16 protein-coding genes and 1 pseudogene are annotated in these 22,583 nt (G+C 66.9%); 10 read left to right on the forward strand and 7 right to left on the reverse strand.

Going from position 1 to position 22,583, the window contains the following annotated elements; all coding sequences use genetic code 11:
- The first annotated feature begins 121 nt into the window (after nt 1-121).
- The 3 genes from QRO93_RS09550 (at nt 122) to QRO93_RS09560 (ending at nt 3,610) form a co-directional block, all read left to right on the forward strand.
- Nucleotides 122-613, forward strand: coding sequence for a chemotaxis protein CheW (locus tag QRO93_RS09550; RefSeq protein ID WP_006442860.1), 492 nt, complete (start codon nt 122-124; stop codon nt 611-613).
- 136 nt (nt 614-749) lie between these two features.
- A complete protein-coding gene (locus tag QRO93_RS09555; protein ID WP_006442858.1) occupies nt 750-1,133 on the forward strand; it encodes a hypothetical protein in 384 nt (127 codons plus the stop codon).
- 101 nt (nt 1,134-1,234) lie between these two features.
- The gene (locus tag QRO93_RS09560; RefSeq protein WP_274512591.1) at nt 1,235-3,610 is read left to right on the forward strand and encodes a methyl-accepting chemotaxis protein; all 2,376 of its coding nucleotides are present in this window, start codon (nt 1,235-1,237) and stop codon (nt 3,608-3,610) included.
- Between the two features lie 53 nt (nt 3,611-3,663).
- On the opposite strand, the gene QRO93_RS09565 is transcribed toward QRO93_RS09560, so the two are convergent.
- Nucleotides 3,664-4,695, reverse strand: a complete 1,032-nt coding sequence (locus QRO93_RS09565) for a hypothetical protein (RefSeq protein WP_197586663.1) — start codon at nt 4,693-4,695, stop codon at nt 3,664-3,666.
- A gap of 88 nt (nt 4,696-4,783) precedes the next feature.
- Between QRO93_RS09565 and QRO93_RS21565 the strand changes: the two are divergent.
- The 6 genes and pseudogenes from QRO93_RS21565 (at nt 4,784) to QRO93_RS09600 (ending at nt 13,158) form a co-directional block, all read left to right on the forward strand.
- Nucleotides 4,784-6,117 (forward strand): annotated as a pseudogene (locus QRO93_RS21565) (PLP-dependent aminotransferase family protein).
- A 127-nt stretch (nt 6,118-6,244) separates the two neighbouring features.
- Nucleotides 6,245-8,518 carry a methyl-accepting chemotaxis protein gene (locus QRO93_RS09580; protein ID WP_180878089.1) on the forward strand — a complete coding sequence of 758 codons (2,274 nt, stop codon included), beginning with the start codon at nt 6,245-6,247 and terminating at the stop codon, nt 8,516-8,518.
- A gap of 37 nt (nt 8,519-8,555) precedes the next feature.
- Nucleotides 8,556-9,425: a CheR family methyltransferase gene (locus QRO93_RS09585; protein ID WP_040007811.1), complete on the forward strand. Its 870-nt coding sequence runs from the start codon at nt 8,556-8,558 to the stop codon at nt 9,423-9,425.
- On the forward strand, nt 9,422-10,018 hold the full coding sequence (cheD, locus tag QRO93_RS09590) for a chemoreceptor glutamine deamidase CheD (protein ID WP_008264676.1): 597 nt from the start codon (nt 9,422-9,424) through the stop codon (nt 10,016-10,018). The genes QRO93_RS09585 and cheD overlap by 4 nt, the downstream gene beginning before the upstream one ends.
- Nucleotides 10,015-11,088 carry a chemotaxis response regulator protein-glutamate methylesterase gene (locus tag QRO93_RS09595; RefSeq protein ID WP_008268640.1) on the forward strand — a complete coding sequence of 358 codons (1,074 nt, stop codon included), beginning with the start codon at nt 10,015-10,017 and terminating at the stop codon, nt 11,086-11,088. The genes cheD and QRO93_RS09595 overlap by 4 nt, the downstream gene beginning before the upstream one ends.
- Nucleotides 11,089-11,172: 84 nt before the next feature.
- Nucleotides 11,173-13,158 carry a hypothetical protein gene (locus tag QRO93_RS09600; protein WP_164086669.1) on the forward strand — a complete coding sequence of 662 codons (1,986 nt, stop codon included), beginning with the start codon at nt 11,173-11,175 and terminating at the stop codon, nt 13,156-13,158.
- A 70-nt stretch (nt 13,159-13,228) separates the two neighbouring features.
- Here QRO93_RS09600 and QRO93_RS09605 read toward each other — a convergent pair whose 3' ends face one another.
- From QRO93_RS09605 to QRO93_RS09620, 4 genes are all read right to left on the reverse strand, one after another.
- A complete protein-coding gene (locus QRO93_RS09605) occupies nt 13,229-13,576 on the reverse strand; it encodes an energy transducer TonB (RefSeq protein ID WP_285304124.1) in 348 nt (115 codons plus the stop codon).
- A gap of 195 nt (nt 13,577-13,771) precedes the next feature.
- On the reverse strand, nt 13,772-16,375 hold the full coding sequence (gene acnB / locus QRO93_RS09610; RefSeq protein ID WP_180878091.1) for a bifunctional aconitate hydratase 2/2-methylisocitrate dehydratase: 2,604 nt from the start codon (nt 16,373-16,375) through the stop codon (nt 13,772-13,774).
- 44 nt (nt 16,376-16,419) lie between these two features.
- Nucleotides 16,420-16,818 carry a type II toxin-antitoxin system VapC family toxin gene (locus tag QRO93_RS09615; RefSeq protein WP_008267153.1) on the reverse strand — a complete coding sequence of 133 codons (399 nt, stop codon included), beginning with the start codon at nt 16,816-16,818 and terminating at the stop codon, nt 16,420-16,422.
- A gap of 6 nt (nt 16,819-16,824) precedes the next feature.
- Nucleotides 16,825-17,049, reverse strand: a complete 225-nt coding sequence (locus QRO93_RS09620; RefSeq protein ID WP_008268694.1) for an AbrB/MazE/SpoVT family DNA-binding domain-containing protein — start codon at nt 17,047-17,049, stop codon at nt 16,825-16,827.
- Between the two features lie 302 nt (nt 17,050-17,351).
- Between QRO93_RS09620 and acnA the strand changes: the two genes are divergently transcribed.
- Nucleotides 17,352-20,105: an aconitate hydratase AcnA gene (gene acnA / locus QRO93_RS09625; RefSeq protein WP_180878092.1), complete on the forward strand. Its 2,754-nt coding sequence runs from the start codon at nt 17,352-17,354 to the stop codon at nt 20,103-20,105.
- A 126-nt stretch (nt 20,106-20,231) separates the two neighbouring features.
- Here acnA and QRO93_RS09630 read toward each other — a convergent pair whose 3' ends face one another.
- Nucleotides 20,232-20,675 carry a hypothetical protein gene (locus QRO93_RS09630; RefSeq protein ID WP_180878093.1) on the reverse strand — a complete coding sequence of 148 codons (444 nt, stop codon included), beginning with the start codon at nt 20,673-20,675 and terminating at the stop codon, nt 20,232-20,234.
- A gap of 266 nt (nt 20,676-20,941) precedes the next feature.
- Nucleotides 20,942-22,492: a BCCT family transporter gene (locus tag QRO93_RS09635; protein WP_006441902.1), complete on the reverse strand. Its 1,551-nt coding sequence runs from the start codon at nt 22,490-22,492 to the stop codon at nt 20,942-20,944.
- Between the last annotated feature and the right edge of the window lie 91 nt (nt 22,493-22,583).

Here is a 22,583-nt window from a genome sequence, read left to right on the forward strand (position 1 = left end):
GGCCCCCCCCCCCCACTACCGCTCCCCGGCAGGATGCCCAGGGCGCCACAGCTAAAGTCCCCCACGGCGGGGCCGATATCGAGCCTGACACCGGGACTTCCGGCAGAACCAGGACCCCTCGATGAACGACAAGACCAGCTCCGCCGCCAGCGCCGGTGGCGAATTCCTCAGCTTCACCCTCGGTGCCGAGCACTACGGCGTGGACATCCTCAAGGTGCAGGAAATCCGCGGCTATGACGCGGTCACCCGCGTGCCGGATGCGCCGGACTACATCAAGGGCGTGATCAACCTGCGCGGCACCATCGTCCCGGTCATCGACCTGCGCCTGAAGCTGCGCCTGGACAACGCCCGCTACGACGCCTTCACGGTGATGATCGTGCTGAACGTGGAAGACCGCGTGGTCGGCATCGTGGTGGATAGCGTCTCGGACGTGATCCCGCTGTCGGCCGAGCAGATCCGCCCGACCCCGGAGTTCGGCGCCGCCGTCGATACCCGCTTCATCTCCGGCATTGGTACCCACGATGACCGCATGCTGATCCTGCTGGACATCGAGACCCTGCTCGACAGCGCCGACATGGGCCAGGCCGCCGTTGCCGAAGACGCCGCCGCCTGATCCAGCGGACCTGCTTCACGTTCTGGTCACACAACCCTTCAGTTCCCCCTGGCGGTGCCGATAGGGGGACAGAAGCCGGTCGCGCAGGAGCGCGCAGAACCGGAACGACCATCACCATCCCCGGAGATACACCTCGATGAAGTCCCTGCTTGCGTTCGTCTCGGCCGCTGTCCTGGCCACCACCGCCTCCTCCGCGTTCGCCCAGTCGGCCGACATGATCCCGCCGGAACTGGCACCGCGTTCGGTCGGCAAGGACGGCATGGTCTGTGGCAAGGTCGAAAAGGCCCGCTACGCAGAAGGTTCCGAAGGCCAGCCGACCTTCCTGTACATGGGCGGCGCCTTCCCGCGCCACACCTTCTCGGCCCGCATCGCCGGCGAGAACCGCGGCAAGTTCTCCTTCCCGCTGGAAACCCTGGAAGGCAAGACCGTGTGCGTGATCGGCAAGATCCAGCGCGACGCCTCGCGTGCGGAAATCGAAGTCAGCTCGCCGGCTGGCCTGAAGCTGGCCAACATCAAGTAATCCGCTGTCCGTCGAACCACGCCGGAGCTCGTGCCGGCGTGGTTTCTGCTGCAACCGGGCCCGATGCCCGGGCGCGTCTGCCTTAGGAGCTCGCAACGCCCATGCCGTGGATCAACAACCTGAAACTGATGCCGAAGCTGCTGCTGACCTTCGGCGTCCTCCTGCTGGTGATGCTGCTGCAGGGCATCGTCGCCTATCGCGGCCTGCATTCGCTGAACAACGTCACCACCGAGTTGGCCGGTTCGCGCATGGAAAGCATCCGCATGGCCGGCGAGATGCGCGGCATGCTGGGCGAGTACCGCAACGCCGCCTACCAGCAGCTGATCCGCGCCAGCGATGACGTCAAGTCCGACGCGCGCAAGCAGGCCGTCGAGCTGCGCGGGAACATGGACAAGTCGATCAAGGGCTACCCGGCGCTGGTCGACAATGCGCAGCAGAAGAAGCTGTTCGACACCTTCGCCAAGGAATGGAAGGACGCCCTGGCCTCCTATGACAGCGTCACCGAGATGCTGGAACTGGACCTGCCGGACGACGCCATCGATACCTTCGTCGGCGAGACCCGCACCAAGCACCGCAAGGCCGCTTCGGCGCTGGAAGCACTGATCGCCGAAGACAACCGCCTCGCCCGCGCCTCGCGCGAAGAGGCCGAATCCACCTACGCCGCCTCGTCCGTGCTGACCGTGATCGCCCTGCTGGGCGGCGCCGCACTCGGCCTGGTGCTGGTCTGGCTGTTCGCCCGCGCCCTGGTCGGCAGCGTGCGTGGCGCCGTCTCGGTGGCCAACGACGTGGCCGGCGGCAAGCTCGATGGCCACATCGATGTCAGCCGCCAGGACGAAGTCGGCGAGCTGATGCAGGCCATGCAGCGCATGCAGCGGGACCTGCGTGAGCGCATCGAAACCGACCAGGCCGTCGCACGCGAGAACCTGCGCATCCGCACCGCGCTGGACTACAGCTCGACCGGCGTGTACCTGACCGACACCAGCAACACCATCGTCTACAGCAACCGCGCGCTGCAGCAGACCCTGAGCCAGTACCAGGATGAAGTGCGCCGCGACCTGCCGGACTTCGACGCCCAGGCCTCGCTGATCGGCAAGCCGGTTACCGTGCTGGAACACCGTGGCGAGATGGACCAGACCCTGCTCGGCAACCTGAAGGCGCACGGCGTCGCCCGTCGCCCGATGCAGTACGGCGATGCCCAGTTTGCGCAGGTGGTCTCGACCATCCGCAATGAAGGCGGCGACACCGTCGGCTACGTGGTGGAATGGCGTGACCGCACCCAGGAAGCGCTGGTCGAGGCCGAAGTGGCCCGCGTGATTGCCCAGGCCGCCGCCGGCGACCTGTCCGGCCGCATCGACGCCAGCGACAAGGAAGGCTTCTTCCTGCAGCTGGCCCAGCAGATCAACGGCCTGCTTGACGCCAACGCCGGCAGCATCGAACAGATCTCCGGCCTGCTCGCCGCGCTGTCGCAGGGTGACCTGACCGTGCGCATGCACGGCGACTACCAGGGCGTGTTCGCCCGCATGCGCGACGATGCCAACGCAACCGCCGCACAGCTGAGCGAAATCGTCACCCGCATCAAGCAGTCCAGCCGCGCGATCAATTCGGCCGCCGGCGAAATCGCCTCGGGCAACAGCGACCTGTCGCGCCGTACCGAACAGCAGGCCGCCAACCTGGAAGAAACCGCCGCCTCGATGGAGGAACTGACCTCCACCGTGCGCCAGAACGCCGAACATGCCCGCCAGGCCAACCAGCTCGCCATCGGCGCGCATGGCGTCGCCTCGCAGGGTGGCGAAGTGGTCGGCCAAGTGGTCACCACCATGTCCGCCATCCAGGCCTCGTCGAAGAAGATCGCCGAGATCATCAGCGTCATCGACGGCATCGCGTTCCAGACCAACATCCTGGCGCTGAACGCTGCGGTGGAAGCGGCGCGTGCCGGCGAGCAGGGCCGTGGCTTCGCCGTGGTCGCCAGCGAAGTGCGCACCCTCGCCCAGCGCTCGGCCGCCGCCGCCAAGGAAATCAAGGGCCTGATCGACGATTCGGTCGGCAAGGTCAACGACGGCTCGGCGCTGGTGCACAAGGCCGGCGCCACCATGGGCGAAATCGTCGCCTCGGTGCAGCGCGTGACCGACATCATGGCCGAGATCTCCGCCGCCTCGCAGGAGCAGTCGGCCGGCATCGAGCAGGTCAACCAGACCGTGGTGCAGATGGACGAAACCACCCAGCAGAACGCCGCGCTGGTGGAAGAAGCCACCGCCGCTGCGCGCGCGATGGAAGAACAGGCCGGCCACCTCAGCGAAGCCGTGTCGATCTTCGTGGTCGACGAAGCCGAGGCAGTGACCGCCCCGCGCGTCGCCACCCCGGCACCGCGCGCCGCCGCCCCGGCAGCTCCGGCTGCGGTGGCACCGCCGGCCCGCCGCACGGCGGGAGGTCGCCCGATGGCCACCGAACTGGCCGACGGAGACTGGCAGGAGTTCTGATGCCACGCCTGGAGGGCCGGTCGCAACACCGGCCCTCCTTTCCGACGCAGCCGTCACTGCGGCTGACGGAGCCTGTAACTCTTGTGCAGCAGGCCATCAGGGCTGCCCGCATTGACGATGGCGGCGCGCACCCACACCAGCTTTTCCTTCAATCGCCGGATGTGACCCCGGCGCACGTGGGTGCGCGGCCCCGCCGCACCCCCGCCCGGCCCCGTGCCGTCTGACGCGGCCGTGGCGCCATCCACCTCGAACACCCGGTAGCTGAAGAACGGCTGCTTGCCTCTGCGCATCCGCCGCTTGTTCAGCGCCACCGAGGCCGGCCGCTCCACCGACGCGACATTGGCGCAGTTGAGCACGCAGCAGGTCTGCAACAGCATGGCGACCTCGTCGCGACAGTCCTGCACGATCTGCGCCTTCACCGCCGCACTGCCCTGCTGCTCCACCGCCCAGGCGTGCCATTCCGGCAGCAGCGCGAACGGCGCAACCCGGAACTGCTGCAAGGGTTTTCCGGACGCCATCGCTTCCACCGGGGCATTGACCAGGCGCGTGGGCAGGCTGGCCTCCTCTGGCCGGTACAGGCTCAACGGATTCTGGTGCGGCAGGAACACGCCTCCCAGCGGCACTTTCCACGCGGCCGCATCGGCCTGCCAGTAGATCGGGATCACCACCACGCCACCGGCCGGTTCATCCAGGAAGCACTCCGTGGCCGGAAAGGCCGCGGCGACTTCGCGGTTCATGTTCAGGCACAGCGCGATGCGCCGAGGCGCCGCATGGCCCGCCCCTTTGTGTCCCGGCAACCCGTCAGGCAGGATCCACGCCGCTTCCAGCGCCATCACCTCGAACGGCGGGCGCGCCATGTCCACGTGCACCTGGCGCAGCTCACGCAGATCGATCATCTCCGCGCAATTGGGCAGCAGGAACTTCACGCTGCGGTGCAGGTAGCTGGCGATGGCTTCATGGGCCTGGCGGATGCCCGGCATGCTGCCCTTGATCCGGGGAATCAGCACGTTCATTTCTTCCAGTGCATGCGCTGCATAGTTCAATAATTCGTTGTGACCTTCCATCGCCGTACAGATGTGCTCCATTCCTTTCCGCCCGTCCGGCGGTGCGATCGAAGTCTAGGAATGGCATCAGTACAATCAACAAATTGTCCTAGATACACTCGGCGCACGGATGGCACGCTCACGGTTCAAGCAGGTAGTCGATGGCCTCGTATCGGACATCCAGAGCGGGAACCTGCGCCCTGGAACCCGCCTGCCCACCCACCGCGAGCTCGCCCGCCGCCATGATCTGGCGCTTGCCACCGCCAGCCGCGTCTATGCCGAGCTGGCCCGGATGGGCCTGGTCATCGGTGAGATCGGTCGCGGCACCTATGTGCGCGAGGCGTTCGGCGCACAGGGCATGGCCTGCGACATGCTGGCCGGTCTCGGCAGCGGCATCGATCTCAACGCCAACATGCCCACCGCGTTCGGCCAGGACACGCAGCTTCGCCGGGCCCTGCGCCACCTCTCACAGCAGGGCGACCTGGAAGCGCTGCTTCTGTACCAGCCGCCCCTGGGTCGGCCCCAGGAGCGCCAGCTCGTGGCCGACTACCTGGTGCAGCGCGGGGTACCTACCGATGCCGGACGCGTGGCCCTGGTCCAGGGCGCCCAGCACGGATTGACCGTCGCCCTGCTGGGCGCACTGTGCCCGGGCGATGCCATCGCCGTGGATGCGTTGACCTATCCTGGATCAGGCAGATCGCGGCGATGCTGCGGATGGAGATGATCCCGGTGCCGGTCGGCCCGGAGGGCACCGACCTGCAGGCACTGCGTACGCTGTGCAGCCAGCGCCGGGTCAAGGCCGTGTACTGCATGCCGACCATGCACAACCCGCTGGGCTTCGTCCTGACGCTGCAACAGCGCCAGGAGCTGGCCGCGATCGCCCGCCAGCATGGGCTGCTGGTGCTTGAAGACGCAGCCTATGCCTATCTGGCCGCGCCCGCCGTGGTACCCGTGGCGGCGCTGGCACCGGAACGCACCGTGTACATCGGCGGCCTGTCCAAGAACCTCGCCACCGGCCTGCGTTTCGGCTACATCAGTGCGCCGCCGGCGATGATGGGTGCGATCGAGCGCGCCATCCGCGCCACCACGGTCAACTCGCCGGCACTGGTGACGGCGCTGGTGCGCCGCTGGCTGATGGATGGAACCGTCGACCGCATGGAACGCCACCGCCGCGCCGACGCCCGGCACAGGCAGGCACTGGCAAGGCGCCTGCTGGAAGGTGTGGCGATGGTCGGCCACCCCGGTTCCTACCTGCTGTGGCTGCCACTGGAAGGGCGCGACCGCGCCGAGGCGATCTGCCAGGACCTGCATGAGCAGGGCATCGTGCTTTCGACCGCCGCGCCGTTCGCGGTCGGAACCCACGTTCCCAACGCGCTGCGCATCGCGCTGGGAACGGTCGATCCGTCCACCCTGGAACGCGCCCTGGCGCAGGTACGCTTGCGCCTGGACCAGCTGGCTGGCTGAACGGCCGCGGCCCATCTTCCGCGCGCGGCTCAACCCTGGGCCCGCGCGGCCGATAACGGGGTTGTCACCGCATGTCCCGCCGTGACCGGCTCGGCGCCGCCCGCCCGTTTCGACCTGGTCCTGCTTGATGAATCTCCTGCATCGCTGGCAACACTACTTCAGCAACCTCTCCGTCCGGCGCAAGCTCAATCTGCTGACGCTGCTCATCGCGCTCGGCGTGATCGCGCTCTCGGTGATCGCTGCCCGCATGCAGTACCTGGACCTCACCGAAACCCGCAAGACCGCGCTGAAGACCCAGGTCGAACTGAGCTACGGCATCCTCCAGCACTACCACCGCCTGGCCGGTACCGGCGAGCTCAGCGAAGAGGCCGCCAAGGGCGCCGCGCTGCAGGCGCTGGAATCGATGCGCGCCGAGAACGATACGTACTACTTCAACATCTACGACACCGGCTACCGCCTGCTGATGCACCCGTTCCGCAAGGACCTGGTCGGCAAGGACATGAAGGACTTCCGCACCGACGATGGTGTACGCATCTACTACGACCAGGTCGAAGCGGCCAAGGCCGGTGGCGGCTTCGTCAACTACCGCTGGGCCAAGCCCGGCAGCAAGGGCGACGTCGGGAAGGTGGCCTACGCCGGCCTGTTCGCGCCCTGGAACTGGGTGGTCAGCAGCGGCGTCTACATGGACGACGTGCAGAAGCAGGCACTGGTGTTCACCGCCATCATGGCAGTCTCCGGCGGCGTGCTGGTGCTGATCGTGCTGGCCCTGAGCTGGGTCATCGGCAACCGCATCGCGCGTCCGCTGAAGCAGGCCACCGCCGTCGCCGAAGGCATTGCCAGCGGCAAGCTGGACAGCCACATCGGCCCGCAGCCGCACGACGAACCCGGCCGCCTGCTGCACGCCATGTCGGGCATGCAGCAGCAGCTGCACGCGGTGATCGGCGGCCAGCGCGAAATGGCGCGGCGCCACGATGCCGGCGAGCTGAGCTACCGCATCGACGCCAGCGCCTTCCCCGGCGAGTACGGGCTGATGGTGCAGGAGACCAACGCCCTGGTCGGCGGCCATGTGCAGACCCTGCACGACGTGCTTGACGTGGTCCAGCAGTATGCGATCGGCGACCTCAGCCGCGACATCGCGCGCTATCCGGGCGAGAAGGCCACCATGACCGCCACCGTCGATACGGTGAAAACCAATCTCGGCCGCATCAATGCCGAGATCAAGCAGCTGGCCAGCGCCGCCGCCGCAGGCGATTTCAGCCGCCGTGGCGACGCACAGCGCTTCGATCACGATTTCCGCCTGATGCTGGAAAACCTCAATGCGATGATGGCGGTCAGCGATGACAACCTCGGCAAGCTCTCGCAGCTGCTGTCGGCCATCGCCGAAGGTGACCTGACCGCACGCATGCACGGCGACTACCAGGGCGTGTTCGCACGCATGCGTGACGATGCCAACACCACCGTCGCCCAGCTGACCCAGATCGTCGGCCAGATCCAGGCCAGCGCCTCCAGCATCACCCTGGCCGCCGGCGAGATCGCTTCGGGCAACGGCGACCTGTCGCGCCGTACCGAGCAGCAGGCCGCCAACCTGGAAGAAACCGCCGCGTCGATGGAAGAACTGACCTCCACCGTGCGCCAGAACGCCGAACATGCCCGCCAGGCCAACCAGCTTGCCATCGGCGCGCAGGGTGTCGCCTCGCAGGGTGGCGAGGTGGTCGGCCAGGTGGTCACCACCATGTCGGCCATCGAAGCCTCGTCGAAGAAGATCGCCGAGATCATCAGCGTCATCGACGGCATCGCGTTCCAGACCAACATCCTGGCGCTGAACGCCGCGGTCGAAGCGGCGCGTGCCGGTGAACAGGGCCGTGGCTTCGCCGTGGTCGCCAGCGAAGTGCGCACCCTCGCCCAGCGCTCGGCCGCTGCCGCCAAGGAAATCAAGGGCCTGATCGACGATTCGGTCGGCAAGGTCGCCGAGGGCTCCAGCCTGGTGCACCAGGCCGGCAGCACCATGGGCGAGATCGTCGCCTCGGTGCAGCGCGTGACCGACATCATGGCCGAGATCTCGGCCGCCTCGCAGGAACAGTCCGCTGGCATCGAACAGGTCAACCAGACCGTGGTGCAGATGGACGAAACCACCCAGCAGAACGCCGCGCTGGTGGAAGAAGCCACCGCCGCCGCGCGCGCGATGGAAGACCAGGCCGGCCAGCTGGCCGACGCGGTGGCGATCTTCCGCCTCGACAACCAGGTCTCGGCCGCGATGAAGGCGGTGGCCGCCCACGTCGAGCCGGCCCGCGTCACCGCCAGCGCGCCGCGCCCGCAGGCGGCGCCTGCGCCGGCGGCGGTCCGCCGCAGCAGCAACGCCAGCACCTTCGTCGCCAGCGACAGCGACTGGCAGGAATTCTGAGACCCACCCGCGGCGGCTTCGGCCGCCGCCCCCGCCGATGGACACGTCCCCCGTGCAAAGTCCTACTCCCATCGTCACCGGCCCCCGCGAATTCGAGTTCGCCGACCGTGATTTCCGCCGTGTCTGCGACCTGATCTACCAGCGCGTGGGCATTGCCCTCGCGCCGGCAAAGCGCGACATGGTCTATGGCCGCCTGTCGCGCCGCCTGCGCACGCTCGGCATGCGCAGCTTCCAGCAGTACCTGGATCATCTGGAACAGGAGGATGGCGATGAGTGGCAGGCGTTCACCAATGCGCTGACCACCAACCTGACCTCGTTCTTCCGCGAGCCGCACCACTTCGACAAGCTGCGCGAGGAGTTGCAGCAGCGCAACGGCCGCACGCCGCTGTTGCTGTGGTCGTGCGCCGCGTCCACCGGCGAAGAGCCCTACTCGATGGCGATCACCGCCTGCGAAGCATTCGGCACGCTGAAGCCGCCGGTACGCATCGTCGCCACCGACGTCGACACCCAGGTACTGGCCACTGCAGGCCGCGGCGTCTACAACATCGACCGTGTCGCCAACCTCGATCCGGACCTGCGCCGCCGCTACTTCCAGCGCGGCAGCGGCCCCAACGAGGGCCAGTGCCGCGTGCTGCCGGCGCTGCGCGACCTGATCGAGTTCCGCCCGCTGAACCTGCTGGCCCCGCGCTACGACGTCGGCGGCCCGTTCGACGCCCTGTTCTGCCGCAACGTGATGATCTACTTCGACAAGCCCACCCAGCGCGCCATCCTCGGCCGCCTGGTGCAGCACCTGGCCGACGACGGCCTGCTGTACACCGGCCACTCGGAGAACTACCTGCACGCGGCCGACCTCATCCAGCCCTGCGGGCGCACCCTGTACCGCCGTGCGGCAAAGGCCGGCGCATGAATGCCTCGCTGCGTACCGACGATGTGATGCGCTACCAGGACGCACGCTTCAAGACCATCGCCGCCAAGCTGCTGCCCACCCAGTACCTGGTGGTCGATGACACCACCGCGCTGACCACCACGCTCGGCTCCTGCGTGGCGGCCTGCCTGCGCGACCCGGTACTGAAGATCGGTGGCATGAACCACTTCCTGCTGCCCGAAGGCAACGCCGGTGATGGCGCCCCCGCGCGCTACGGCAGCTACGCGATGGAACTGCTGATCAACGACATGCTCAAGCGCGGTGCGCACCGCAAGCGCATCGAAGCCAAGGTGTTCGGCGGCGCCAACGTGCTCAAGGGCTTCACCAGCAACCCGGTCGGCACCCGCAACGCCGAGTTCGTGCGCCAGTACCTGCAGGCCGAGCACATCCCGATCATCGCCGAGGACCTGTGCGGCATCCATCCGCGCAAGATCTGGTTCTTCGCCGATACCGGCCGCGTGGTGGTGCAGCGCCTGCCGCACGCCCATGAAGCCGAAGTGGCCGCGACCGAATCGGCCGTGCGTGCACGCCTGTCCAAGGCCCCGGTCACCGGTGGCGTGGAGCTGTTCGAATGACCCTGACCGGCAACGCCCCCTGCCGGGTCCTGATCGTCGACGACTCTGCCGTCGTGCGGCAGATGCTCACCGAGATCCTGTCCAGCGATCCGGCCATCGACGTGGTCGGCACCGCCGCCGACCCGCTGCTGGCGCGCGAGAAGATCAAGCGCCTGGCCCCGGACGTGATCACGCTGGACGTGGAAATGCCGCGCATGGACGGGCTGGCGTTCCTGGAAAACCTGATGCGCCTGCATCCACTGCCGGTGGTGATGATCTCCTCGCTGACCGAGCGCGGCGCCGACACCACTCTGCAGGCATTGTCACTGGGCGCCGTCGATTTCGTCTCCAAGCCCAAGCTCGATGTGGCCCGTGGGCTGCAGGGCTATGCCGACGAGATCATCGCCAAGGTGAAGATGGCGGCACGCTCGCGGGTGCGCCCGCTGGTGCGCGCTGCCACGCCAAAGCTCACGCTCGAAGCCGCCCCGGCGATGCGCCCGGCCGCGCCGCAGTTCCGTACCACCGACCGCCTGATCGCGATCGGCTCATCCGCCGGTGGCACCGAAGCCCTGCGCGTGGTGCTGGAGGGCCTGCCCGCCGACGCGCCGGCCGTGGTGATGACCCAGCACCTGCCGGCCAGTTTCAGCACGGCGTTCGCCGAGCGCCTGGACCGGCACTCGGCGATGGCCGTGCGCGAAGCCAGCGACGGCGAAGCGGTGCTGCCCGGGCATGCCTACCTGCCCCCGGGCGGCAAGCACCTGCGCATCATCCGTGACGGTGCGCGCTGGCGTTGCCGGGTCGACGACGGCCCGGCGGTGAACCGGCACAAGCCGGCGGTGGACGTGCTGTTCCGATCGGTGGCGCAGAGCGCCGGTGGCAACGCCATCGGTGCCATCCTCACCGGCATGGGCGACGATGGTGCACGCGGCCTGCTGGAAATGCGCCAGGCCGGCGCACCGACGCTGGTGCAGGACGAGGCCAGCAGCGTGGTCTGGGGCATGCCCGGCGCCGCGTTCAAGCTGGGCGCCGCCGAAGAACAGGTCCCTCTCGAGCGGATTGCCGAGCGGTTGCTGGCCTTGGCGCGCGGCTGAGCCCACGCGCAACACACCTTATCCCGAACGGCCGGCCAAGGGGACCCGGCCGTTCTTCATCGCGTTTCCCCAAGGAGCTCCACTGTGGCACTACGCCTGAACTGCCTGCCTGCCGCCATCGCGTTGGGCCTGATGCTGACTCCGCCGGCATCGGCAGAAGACCCCGCTGCCGTCCCGGTACACGACGCTGCCCTTGCCACCGACGCAGACCGCACCCAAGCGGTCGACGGCGCGGCTGCTCCGCCCTCTCCCGATGACTGGAGCACCCGCATCCAGGTGGTACAGGGCGCGCCTGCCAGTCTGCCTGGACACCGCGATGTCGATCTGAAACTGCGCCTGGTCTCGCGCGGCGACACCGGCAAAGTGGTCACGCTCAAGCTTGTCCAGTTGGCGGCCGCCGCCAAGGCCGGCGGTGGCCGTGTCGATGGCTTCTCGAAGAAGAACCTGCGGGGCACCGTCATCGAATCAGTGCCCAGCCCGGCCGTCGACGAAATCCCCGCACTGCTGCGCCGCCATCTGGCCGAGTACTTCATCGCACATCCGGATGCGCTTCCCGAGCACGCGCAGATCGTCAGCGCAAACGCCGGCCTGTGGTCGCTCACCTACCAGTCGCTGTCGGGCAACGCGGTTCCGTACGATCTGCAGCATGAGGCCACCCTCACCATTGCACAGTCGTCCCCCAGCAGCCCGCCCTGGCTGAGCATCACCTGCAGCGACCCGGTGCAGACGGCGCCGCTGGAAGACTGGCAGGCAGATGACTACGCGCAGGTCAGGACCGCGGCACGCCAGTTCGCGCAGCGCTGCGTTGACCGGCTCGTGGAACAGCTGCCCACCGTGTTCCCTTCGCCAAGCGTCCAGCTGGCCGCTGCGATCAGTGCCGCCTCGCTCGATCCAGTGCCAACCCAGGACGAGGCCGCAACGGCCACAGACGCCGGCCATCCGGCACCGGTACTGTCCACGGACTGGATGAAGGCGGTCCACATCGACCATGGCACCGGCACCGATGCCAAGGGCAAGCGTTCCGGTGACGCAGACCTGCGACTGGTGACCCGATCGGACATGGGCGTGGCCACGCTGGCCAAGATGAACATCTTCGCCCTGGCCGTGGTCGGTGCACGCAAGGCGCGTGGCTTCTCCAAGGACACCCTGCGCGGCGACACCGTCGAAGGCGTGTCCAGCCCCGCAGTGGAGCGGGTGCCGGCACTGCTGCAGCAGCGTCTTTCCGAGTACTTCAATGCCTATCCCGACGCGGTTCCCAGCGCCCCCGTGACCGTGCGGGCCGACCCGCACGAGTGGGCGCTGGTCTATGGGCAGCTCAGTGGCTCGCAGATCCCCTACGAGCTCAAGCACCGCACCACGATCGAGGTGCTGCCGGCCTCGGGCGCATCGGCCATGACCGTTGACTGCACCGATGGCACGCAGTCCGCTGCGCTGCCACAGTGGCAGGCGGATGACTATGCCGAAGTGAGGAGCGTGTCCGACGAGCTGGCCGAGCAGTGCGTGGCGCGATTCGTCGCGCGTCTGCCAGAAGCGTTTCCGTCTGCGATGCGCGCCGCAGCGCCTGCCAGCGCCATTGCTGCTGCCCTGCCCGCCGGCAATCGCTCCCGCATCCGCATCTTCGGTGCCAACGGCCGCAGCATCACCATGCATATCGGTGGCCAATGCCGTGGCGACGCGCGAAGGAAAGTCGTGGTCGCGCGCAGCAACAGCGCAGCCGTAGGCAGCCTGGTCGGCGGCAGCCCGCAGAACATTTCCATCGGAATGCCGGAAACCGACACCGTGCGTGCGATGAAAAGCGTCCTGTTCTCTAACCCGAACTTCCAGGAGTATTCGGTGGAGGCCGGCAAGCCGTTGATCTTCGACGCACAGTTCCAGAACGTCGCCCACCTCCGCTGCGGAGCAGCACCGGACTCGCTGTCGATCCAGTTCGTGCCGAAGGCGGGTCAGGACTACGAAGTGATGATGCGGCTCGAGAACGAGATGTGCGTGCTCGAGAGCAAGCAGGTGGCTGCCGATGGCAGCCTGCGCGTCAACCTCGTGCACGCCCCCAAGGCGTGTGCCGCGCAGTAGAGCGTCGGCACCGCGGCAGGACCAACGCCGTTGCCAGGCAGTGCCGGGCAACGGCATCACCAACGCGTGATCACAGCTTGAACGACACCGGCACGCGGATCTCTCCCGGCACGGGTACGCCATCCTCGCTGGCCGGCAGGTAGCGCCACTTGCGTGTCGCCGCCTGCGCCGCCTCATCCAGTTCCGGCCATCCAGTGCTCTGCAGCACGGTCGCGCCGGCCCACTGCCCATCGGCAGCCACCTGCACCATCAGGATCGCTTCACCCTCTTTTTCATCACGGAATGCCTGCGACGGATAACGCGGCGGATTGCTGTGCTTGGTCTCCATCACGATCGACGCCGGCACGTGCGCTGGCCGATCGGGCTCGACAACAGCTCGATGCACCGCCTGCTGCGCCATCGCGGCAGGGGCCATCATCAGCGTGGCCAGCACCACCGCACTGCCAGCCCAGTGACCGCAGCACGTGCGACTCCCCTTCAATCGATCCTGCAACATCCGTGTACTCCAACAAGCGGGGCGGCAAGTCTAACGCTGCACGCACAAAAAACCCCCGGCTCTCACCGGGGGTTCTTCGTTTCAACGGGGTGCCGGCCAGTGGCCGGCATTACCGCATCAGGCAGCGACCGTCTTGGCCACGTCCTGATATTCCTCGATCTGGTCGAAGTTCATGTAACGGTAGATCTCCGCGCCGCTGGCGGCAATCACGCCCACATCGGCCATGTACTCTTCCTTGGTCGGGATGCGGCCCAGACGCGAGCAGATCGCGGCCAGTTCGGCCGAACCCAGGTACACGTTGGTGTTGCGGCCCAGGCGGTTCGGGAAGTTGCGGGTCGAGGTCGACATCGCGGTGGAACCTTCACGGATCTGTGCCTGGTTGCCCATGCACAGCGAGCAGCCCGGCATTTCCATGCGTGCGCCGGTGGCGCCGAAGGTGCCGTACACGCCTTCCTTGGTCAGCTCGGAGGCATCCATCTTGGTCGGCGGGGCCACCCACAGGCGGGTCGGCAGGTCACGCTTGCCTTCCAGCAGCTTGGCAGCCGCACGGAAGTGACCGATGTTGGTCATGCACGAACCGATGAACACTTCGTCGATCTTGGCACCGGCCACTTCGGACAGGGTCTTCACGTCGTCCGGGTCGTTCGGGCAGGCCACGATCGGCTCGTGGATGTCGGCCAGGTCGATCTCGATGACGGCGGCGTACTCGGCGTCGGCATCCGGCTCCAGCAGCTCCGGATTGGCCAGCCACGCTTCCATCTTCTCGATGCGGCGCTGCAGCGAACGCGGATCCTGGTAACCCTCGGCAATCATCCACTTCAACAGGGTGATGTTGCTGGTCAGGTACTCGATGATCGGTTCCTTGTTCAGGCGCACCGAGCAACCGGCGGCCGAACGTTCGGCCGAAGCGTCGGACAGCTCGAACGCCTGTTCGACCTTCAGCTCCGGCAGGCCTTCGATTTCCAGGATGCGACCGGAGAAGATGTTCTTCTTGCCGGCCTTGGCCACGGTCAGCAGGCCCGACTTGATCGCATACAGCGGGATCGCGTTGACCAGGTCACGCAGGGTCACGCCCGGCTGCATCTTGCCCTTGAAGCGCACCAGCACCGATTCCGGCATGTCCAGCGGCATCACGCCGGTGGCCGCGGCGAAGGCGACCAGGCCCGAACCGGCCGGGAACGAAATGCCCACCGGGAAACGGGTGTGCGAGTCACCACCGGTGCCGACGGTGTCCGGCAGCAGCATGCGGTTGAGCCAGCTGTGGATCACGCCGTCGCCCGGGCGCAGCGAGACGCCGCCACGGGTGGAGATGAACTCCGGCAGGGTGTGGTGGGTCTTCACGTCCACCGGCTTCGGGTACGCAGCGGTGTGGCAGAACGACTGCATCACCAGGTCGGCCGAGAAGCCCAGGCAGGCCAGGTCCTTCAGCTCGTCACGGGTCATCGGGCCAGTGGTGTCCTGCGAGCCGACCGAGGTCATCTTCGGTTCGCAGTAGGTGCCCGGGCGCATGCCTGGCTGCACGCCGTTAACTTCAGGCAGGCCACAGGCGCGGCCGACCATCTTCTGTGCCAGCGAGAAGCCCTTGCCGGTGTCGACCGGCTGCACCGGCAGGCGGAACAGGTCGGTCGGGGCCAGGCCCAGCGCTTCGCGCGCCTTGCCGGTCAGGCCGCGGCCGATGATCAGCGGGATGCGGCCACCGGCACGCACTTCGTCGAACAGCACTTCGCTCTTGACCTGGAATTCGGCGATCACTTCACCGTTCTTCAGCGCCTTGCCTTCGTACGGACGCAGCTCGACCACGTCGCCGTGCTCCATCTTCGACACGTCCAGCTCGATCGGCAGCGCACCGGCATCTTCCATGGTGTTGTAGAAGATCGGGGCGATCTTCGAACCCAGGCAGACGCCACCGGCACGCTTGTTCGGGATGAACGGAATGTCATCGCCGGTCCACCACAGCACGCTGTTGGTGGCCGACTTGCGCGAGGAACCGGTACCGACCACGTCGCCCACGTAGGCCACCAGGTGGCCCTTGTCCTTCAGGTCGAGGATCTGCTGGATCGGGCCGCGCTTGCCGTCTTCTTCCGGGGTGAACGGCGCGTCATCGCGCTTGTTCTTCAGCATCGCCAGCGCGTGCATCGGGATGTCCGGGCGGGTGGTCGCGTCCGGCGCCGGCGACAGGTCGTCGGTGTTGGTCTCGCCCGGCACCTTGAACACGGTGACGGTCAGGCTCTGCGGCACTTCCGGGTTGCCGGTGAACCACTCGGCATCGGCCCAGCTCTGCAGCACGGCCTGGGCGTTGGCGTTGCCCGCCTTGGCCTTTTCCTGCACGTCATGGAAGGCATCGAACACCAGCAGGGTCTTCTTCAGACCGTTGGCGGCGATGGTGCCGACGCTGGCGTCGTCCAGCAGCTGCACCAGCGGGGCAACGTTGTAACCGCCGAGCATGGTGCCCAGCAGTTCGGTGGCGCGCTCACGGCTGATCAGCGGGTTCTGCTCGCTGCCCAGGGCGATCGCCGCCAGGTACGAGGCTTTGACTTTGGCAGCGTCATCAACGCCGGCCGGCACGCGGTGGGTCAGCAGGTCGAGCAGGAACTCGGCCTCGCCCTGCGGCGGGTTCTTCAGCAGTTCGATGACATCGGCCGTCTGCTGCGCGCTCAGCGGCAGCGGCGGGATGCCAAGCGCAGCGCGCTCGGCGACGTGGTGGCGGTAGGCTTCCAACATGACAACTCCCGGGTAATGCGTAGGTTGAAAAAACAAAAGTGGGCTCAGGCTTGCGGCACGATCAGCTTCAGGCCCTTGAAGTAGTCGCGGTAAAACGTGTCGTTCCAGGTGATCAGGCCGTCGCACTGCAGCAGTGCGTGGGCGCCGACCATGAATTCGTCCAGGCTGCGGCGGCTGCCACTGCGCTGGCGGTGGCGGCGATGCATCTCGCCGGCGCGCAGCGCCGACTTGGCTTCCATCGGGTTGAAATGCACGCCCATCTCTTCCAGCGCTTCCAGCACCTCGGCACCGCCGCGCAGCGAGGCGCAGACCTCGGCCAGGGTCGCGCCACAGACCACCACGCGGCCGCCGACCAGGCTCTGCCGCAGGATGGCTTCCACCGCATCGGCCTGCGGGCCATTGCTGAGCAGTTCGACCAGCACCGGCGAATCGACGGCGATCATCACCGGTCAGTCCTCGTCGCGGACCGAACGCACGGCCGCGTCGGACGATTCGAAGCCATCCAGCGCGAACTTGCCGCGCGCCCGTGAAATGGCATCGTCAACACTCTTGCGCAGGATGATGCGGCTGCCGTCCAGCTCGACCTTCAGCAGCGTGCCCTTGGTCAGGCCGAGGGCATCACGCACCGCCTTGGGCAGGGTGATCTGTCCGCGTTCTGCAACAGTGGCTTCCATCGGTAGGCCCTCCAGAGTATGCACAAATTATACATACTTCCCCGGGCATACTTCCACCCTGACCCGGACCGGCACCCCGCCAGCCCTTGCCTCGCAAAGGATCGGCCACAAACGTGACATACGCCATACACCTTCCCCTGTAGTCTGGAACCGATGCCGCAGGCCCGGCCCCGGTCCGGGTGAATCCATTCAGTTTCGGGTTCATACTGGAACCACCGGGGCCACCAGGCCCGCGGCGACCGCAAGCAGGCCCGCCCATGCGCGAGCCACTGCAAGCCATCCGCAAGAAGGAGTTACCCCGCATGAGCGATTCGTTCTCCACCCGCAGCCAGCTGAACGTCGGCGGCAAGACCTACGACTACTTCAGCCTGCCCACGCTGGGCCAGCGCTTCGATATCTCCCACCTGCCCTACTCGATGAAGATCCTGCTGGAGAACCTGCTCCGGCATGAGGACGGCGGCGCCACCGTCGGCCCGGACCACATCGAAGCCGTGGCCCGCTGGAATCCGTCCGCCGAGCCGGACACCGAAATCGCCTTCATGCCGGCGCGTGTGGTCCTGCAGGACTTCACCGGCGTGCCCTGCGTGGTCGATCTGGCCGCGATGCGCGACGCCGTGGTCAAGCTCGGCGGCTCGCCCGAGCAGATCAACCCGCAGATTCCCTCCGAACTGGTCATCGACCACTCGGTGCAGGTCGATGTGTTCGGCAAGCCCGATGCGCTGGACCTCAACGGCAAGATCGAGTTCCAGCGCAACCAGGAACGCTACGGCTTCCTGCGCTGGGGCCAGAAGGCCTTCGACAACTTCAAGGTGGTGCCGCCCAACACCGGCATCGTCCACCAGGTGAACCTGGAAAACCTGGCCCGCGTGGTGATGACCGCCGACAAGGACGGCACGGCCATCGCTTATCCGGACACCGTGTTCGGCACCGACAGCCACACCACGATGATCAATGGCATCGGCGTGCTCGGCTGGGGCGTGGGCGGCATCGAAGCGGAGGCGGCCATGCTCGGCCAGCCGTCGTCGATGCTGATCCCGCAGGTGGTGGGCTTCAAGCTGACCGGCAAGCTGCCCGAGGGCGCCACCGCCACCGACCTGGTGCTGACCGTCACCCAGATGCTGCGCAAGCTGGGCGTGGTCGGCAAGTTCGTCGAGTTCTACGGTGACGGCCTGCAGCACCTGCCGCTGGCCGACCGCGCCACCATCGGCAACATGGCCCCGGAATACGGCGCCACCTGCGGCATTTTCCCGATCGACGCCGAATCACTGAACTACCTGCGCCTGTCCGGCCGCAGCGAAGAGCAGATCAACCTGGTCGAGGCCTACGCCAAGGCGCAGGGCCTATGGCACGAGCCCGGCAGCCCGCATGCCCAGTACAGCACCACCCTGGAACTGGACATGGGCACGGTGAAGCCCTCCCTGGCGGGCCCGAAGCGCCCGCAGGACCGCGTGCTGCTGGAAGACGTGCAGAAGAACTACCGCGAAGCGCTGGTGGGCATGACCGCCAACCGCGACAAGCGCAGCGAGGATGTGTCCTCGTTCGTCAATGAAGGCGGCGGTGCGGCGGTCGGCAACGAGCAGCTGGCCAAGGGCTTCGCCGACATCGAGATCGAGAACCGCAAGGTACGGCTGAAGGATGGCGCAGTGGTCATCGCCGCCATCACCTCGTGCACCAACACCTCCAACCCGGCGGTGATGATCGGCGCCGGCCTGCTGGCGCGCAACGCGGCGGCCAAGGGCCTGAACCGCCAGCCGTGGGTGAAGACCTCGCTCGGCCCAGGCTCGCGCGTGGTCACCGACTACCTGGAAAAGGCCGGCGTGCTGAAGGAGCTGGAGAAGATCGGCTTCTACGTGGTCGGTTACGGCTGCACCACCTGCATCGGCAACTCCGGCCCGCTGCCCACCGAAGTCAGCGCCGGCATCGCCGCCGGCGATCTGGTGGTCACCTCGGTGCTGTCGGGCAACCGCAACTTCGAGGGCCGCGTGCATCCCGAAGTGAAGATGAACTACCTGGCCAGCCCGCCGCTGGTGGTGGCCTACGCCATCGCCGGCACCACCGACATCGACCTGACCACCCAGCCGCTGGGTACCGGCAGCGATGGCCAGCCGGTGTTCCTGCGCGACATCTGGCCGAGCAACAAGGAAATCGGCGACGTCATCGCCGCCACCATCGGCCCGGAGATGTTCAAGCAGAACTATGCCGATGTGTTCAAGGGTGACACCCGCTGGAACACCATCGCCTCGCCGGACGGCAACCTGTATGAGTGGAGCGACGCCTCCACCTACATCAAGAACCCGCCGTACTTCGATGGCATGACCATGCAGACCGGCAGCATCGATGACGTGCACGGCGCACGCGTGATGGGCCTGTTCGGCGATTCGATCACCACCGACCACATCTCCCCGGCCGGCAACATCAAGAAGGACTCGCCGGCAGGCCGCTTCCTGCAGGAACGCGGCGTGCAGCCGGCCGACTTCAACAGCTACGGCAGCCGCCGCGGCAACGATGACGTGATGGTCCGCGGCACCTTCGCCAACATCCGCATCAAGAACCTGATGTTCGGTGGCGAGGAAGGCGGCAACACCCTGTACTACCCGGCCGGCGGTGGCCAGCCGGAGAAGCTGGCCATCTACGATGCGGCCATGAAGTACAAGGCTGACAAGGTGCCGCTGGTGGTGCTGGCCGGCAAGGAATACGGCACCGGCTCGTCGCGTGACTGGGCGGCCAAGGGCACCCTGCTGCTCGGCGTCAAGGCGGTCATCGCCGAAAGCTTCGAGCGCATCCACCGCTCCAACCTGGTCGGCATGGGCGTGCTGCCGCTGCAGTTCCGCAATGGCGAGAACGCGCAGAGCCTGGGCCTGGACGGCTCGGAAGTGATCGACATCACCGGCCTGCAGGATGGCGCCAGCAAGCGCGCCACGGTCACTGCCACCAAGGCCGATGGCACGAAGAAGACCTTCGAGGTTTCAGTGATGCTGCTGACCCCGAAGGAGGTCGAATACTTCCGTCATGGTGGCCTGCTGCAGTACGTGCTGCGCCAGTTGGCCGGCAAGTGACGCTCCGCTCCCGGTAGCGTCGGCTGTTGGTCGACTACCCGACAAAAGGGCCGGATCCTCACGGATCCGGCCTTTTTCGTCTGCACACCGTCCCGCCGGCACCAGGTCACGCGTCAACCCTCCAGATCAGGGCCGCACGCCGAACAGGTGCCACGACGTTTTCACCGCGGGGCCCATGGTGTCCAGCGACCACAGGCCTTCCTCCCACTCAAGATGCCCATCCGGCGCATCCTCCTTGAACACTGTCACCGACATCTCACCGGCGGGATGCGGCGTATCCTCGATGCGATAGCACACCGCACCGGCGTTTCCCTGGTAGACGTTGGAGAGGAAGCCCGGCGGGCAGCGCACATCCAGCACCCGGTAGCCGCTGCTCTCCTCGCTGGCATGGACATTGGTGTGGATCGAATAGGTCACCAGCCCACCCGGATGTGGTGCCAACTGCAGGTTCAGTTCTGCCGTTTCACCCAGCGCGATCACCGGGAAATTCAATTGCACCATCGCGCCCGGCACCGCATGCGCACTCATCGAAAGCGAGACCATCAACGCACAGCTCAGGATTCGGACCATTGCTCAACTCCGGAAATGGATCGTTGAACGATGATTACCGCGAACGGCCCTGCCTGTCTTTCAGAGTGCTACGAAATTCCGTGCGGCCGGGTGCCTCCAGCTGTCCAGCAGCGAACGCTTCACCCTGGGTGGCGTCGACTGCTGGTCGGCCATCCAACAAGAGGGCCGGGTCCTCGCGGATCCGGCCCTTCTGGTTTCTTCGCAGCCTGGCATGGCCTGGCGCTACTGCGTCTCCGGCAACGTCGGGATACGTGCCAGATGCCCGGTCACCGGCGCGGTGCGTCCGGGTCGGTGCGCAGCGCCTTCAGCAGGCCCCACATGTAGAACGCCAGGGTGAACGAGAACGGCAGGCCGCACAGCACCACCGCCGTCTGCATCGCACTGAAGTTGCCGGCCAGCAGCAGGCCGACACTGGCCACGGTGATGCCGGCCGCCCAGAACACGCGCAGCCAGATCGGTGCGTCATGGCCATCCTCCACGCCATCATCAACGCGACGCGTACACAGGTTGGCAATCATCAGCGTGCCCGAATCGACCGGGGTCAGGAACAGCACGAAGCCGATCACCACTGCGGCACCGGCCACGTACGGCGCGGCGGGCAGGTATTCCAGCAGCTTGAACAGCGTCATCGCTGCATCGTGCTGGGCCACCTCGCCCAGCACCGCCTGGCCGTGGTTGAGCACCAGGTCGATGGCGGTATTGCCGAAGATCGACAGCCACGCCAGGGTGAAGCCAAGCGGGATCAGCAGCACGCCCATGATCACTTCGCGGATGGTGCGGCCACGCGAGATGCGCGCCACGAAAAGGCCCACGAACGGTGCCCAGGCGATCCACCACGCCCAGTAGAACAGCGTCCACGAGCCCATCCACTCACGGCCCTTCGGGTCGTTGAGGTACATGTCAAAGCTCTTGCGCACGAACGCACCCAGATAGTCGCCGGTGTTCTGGATCAGGCCGTCGAACAGGTGCAGGGTCGGGCCGGTGACCAGCACGAACAGCAGCAGCCCGCACAGCAGGCGCACGTTGAGGTTGGACAGCCAGGCGATGCCCTTCTCCACACCCGCCACCACGCCGATGGTGGCCACCACCATCATCACCAGCACGATCGCCACCAGCACCTGTGGCGTGTCCGGAATGTGGAACAGGTAGACCAGGCCGGACTGCACCACCAGCGCGCCGATTCCGAGGTTGGTCACCATCGAGATCAGCGTGGCAAGGATGCCGAAACCATCGACCATGTCGCCGATGCGGCCATGGATGCGCTCACCGAAGATCGGGTACAGCGCCGAGCGCAGCGCCAGCGGCAGGTCACGGCGGTAGGCGAAATAACCCAGCGCCACGCCCACCAGCGCGTACAGCGCCCAGCCGTGCAGGCCCCAGTGCAGGAAGGTCAGCACCATCGCCTCGCGGCCGGCGGCCACGGTACCGCCGGGCTGCCCGGGCGGATTGAGGAAGTGATCCAGCGGCTCGTAGGCGCCGTAGTACAGCAGCGCGATGCCGATGCCGGCCGAGAACAGCATCGACACCCAGGGCACGTAGCCGAAGGCCGGCGATTCCTCGTTGTGGCCCAGGCGGATGCGGCCATACGGCGAGAACGCCAGCCACAGCACGAAGCCCAGGCACAGCACGATCAGCAGCATGTACCACCAGCCGAACGCCGCCGACACCTCGGCCTGCGCCCATTGCAGCCAGTGCTCGCTGCCTTCGGGATAGAGAACGGTGAGCAGCCCGAGGATGCCGATCGACACCGAGGAACTGAAGAACACAAAACGGTTCAAGCGCAGGGGCGAACGCTTGGGATGAGCCAGGGAAGACATGGGGTCGTCTCATCAAGTCCGAGGGAGCACATGGGCGGGGCCGGACCGGTAAACCGGGCCCATGGCGTGGGGCGCGAGCGCATCCTAGGGT

The organism is Stenotrophomonas maltophilia group sp. Smal17, from assembly GCF_030237045.1.
Taxonomy (GTDB): Bacteria; Pseudomonadota; Gammaproteobacteria; order Xanthomonadales; family Xanthomonadaceae; genus Stenotrophomonas; species Stenotrophomonas forensis.

What these genes read in the sequence shown, in the direction of transcription:
- QRO93_RS09550 (WP_006442860.1), top strand. Translation starts at nt 122, where the DNA reads ATGAACGACAAGACCAGCTCCGCCGCCAGCGCCGGTGGCGAATTCCTC.
- QRO93_RS09555 (WP_006442858.1), top strand. Translation starts at nt 750, where the DNA reads ATGAAGTCCCTGCTTGCGTTCGTCTCGGCCGCTGTCCTGGCCACCACC.
- QRO93_RS09560 (WP_274512591.1), top strand. Translation starts at nt 1,235, where the DNA reads ATGCCGTGGATCAACAACCTGAAACTGATGCCGAAGCTGCTGCTGACC.
- QRO93_RS09565 (WP_197586663.1), bottom strand. Translation starts at nt 4,695, where the DNA reads ATGGAGCACATCTGTACGGCGATGGAAGGTCACAACGAATTATTGAAC.
- QRO93_RS09580 (WP_180878089.1), top strand. Translation starts at nt 6,245, where the DNA reads ATGAATCTCCTGCATCGCTGGCAACACTACTTCAGCAACCTCTCCGTC.
- QRO93_RS09585 (WP_040007811.1), top strand. Translation starts at nt 8,556, where the DNA reads ATGGACACGTCCCCCGTGCAAAGTCCTACTCCCATCGTCACCGGCCCC.
- cheD (WP_008264676.1), top strand. Translation starts at nt 9,422, where the DNA reads ATGAATGCCTCGCTGCGTACCGACGATGTGATGCGCTACCAGGACGCA.
- QRO93_RS09595 (WP_008268640.1), top strand. Translation starts at nt 10,015, where the DNA reads ATGACCCTGACCGGCAACGCCCCCTGCCGGGTCCTGATCGTCGACGAC.
- QRO93_RS09605 (WP_285304124.1), bottom strand. Translation starts at nt 13,576, where the DNA reads ATGATGGCCCCTGCCGCGATGGCGCAGCAGGCGGTGCATCGAGCTGTT.
- acnB (WP_180878091.1), bottom strand. Translation starts at nt 16,375, where the DNA reads ATGTTGGAAGCCTACCGCCACCACGTCGCCGAGCGCGCTGCGCTTGGC.
- QRO93_RS09615 (WP_008267153.1), bottom strand. Translation starts at nt 16,818, where the DNA reads ATGATCGCCGTCGATTCGCCGGTGCTGGTCGAACTGCTCAGCAATGGC.
- QRO93_RS09620 (WP_008268694.1), bottom strand. Translation starts at nt 17,049, where the DNA reads ATGGAAGCCACTGTTGCAGAACGCGGACAGATCACCCTGCCCAAGGCG.
- acnA (WP_180878092.1), top strand. Translation starts at nt 17,352, where the DNA reads ATGAGCGATTCGTTCTCCACCCGCAGCCAGCTGAACGTCGGCGGCAAG.
- QRO93_RS09630 (WP_180878093.1), bottom strand. Translation starts at nt 20,675, where the DNA reads ATGGTCCGAATCCTGAGCTGTGCGTTGATGGTCTCGCTTTCGATGAGT.
- QRO93_RS09635 (WP_006441902.1), bottom strand. Translation starts at nt 22,492, where the DNA reads ATGTCTTCCCTGGCTCATCCCAAGCGTTCGCCCCTGCGCTTGAACCGT.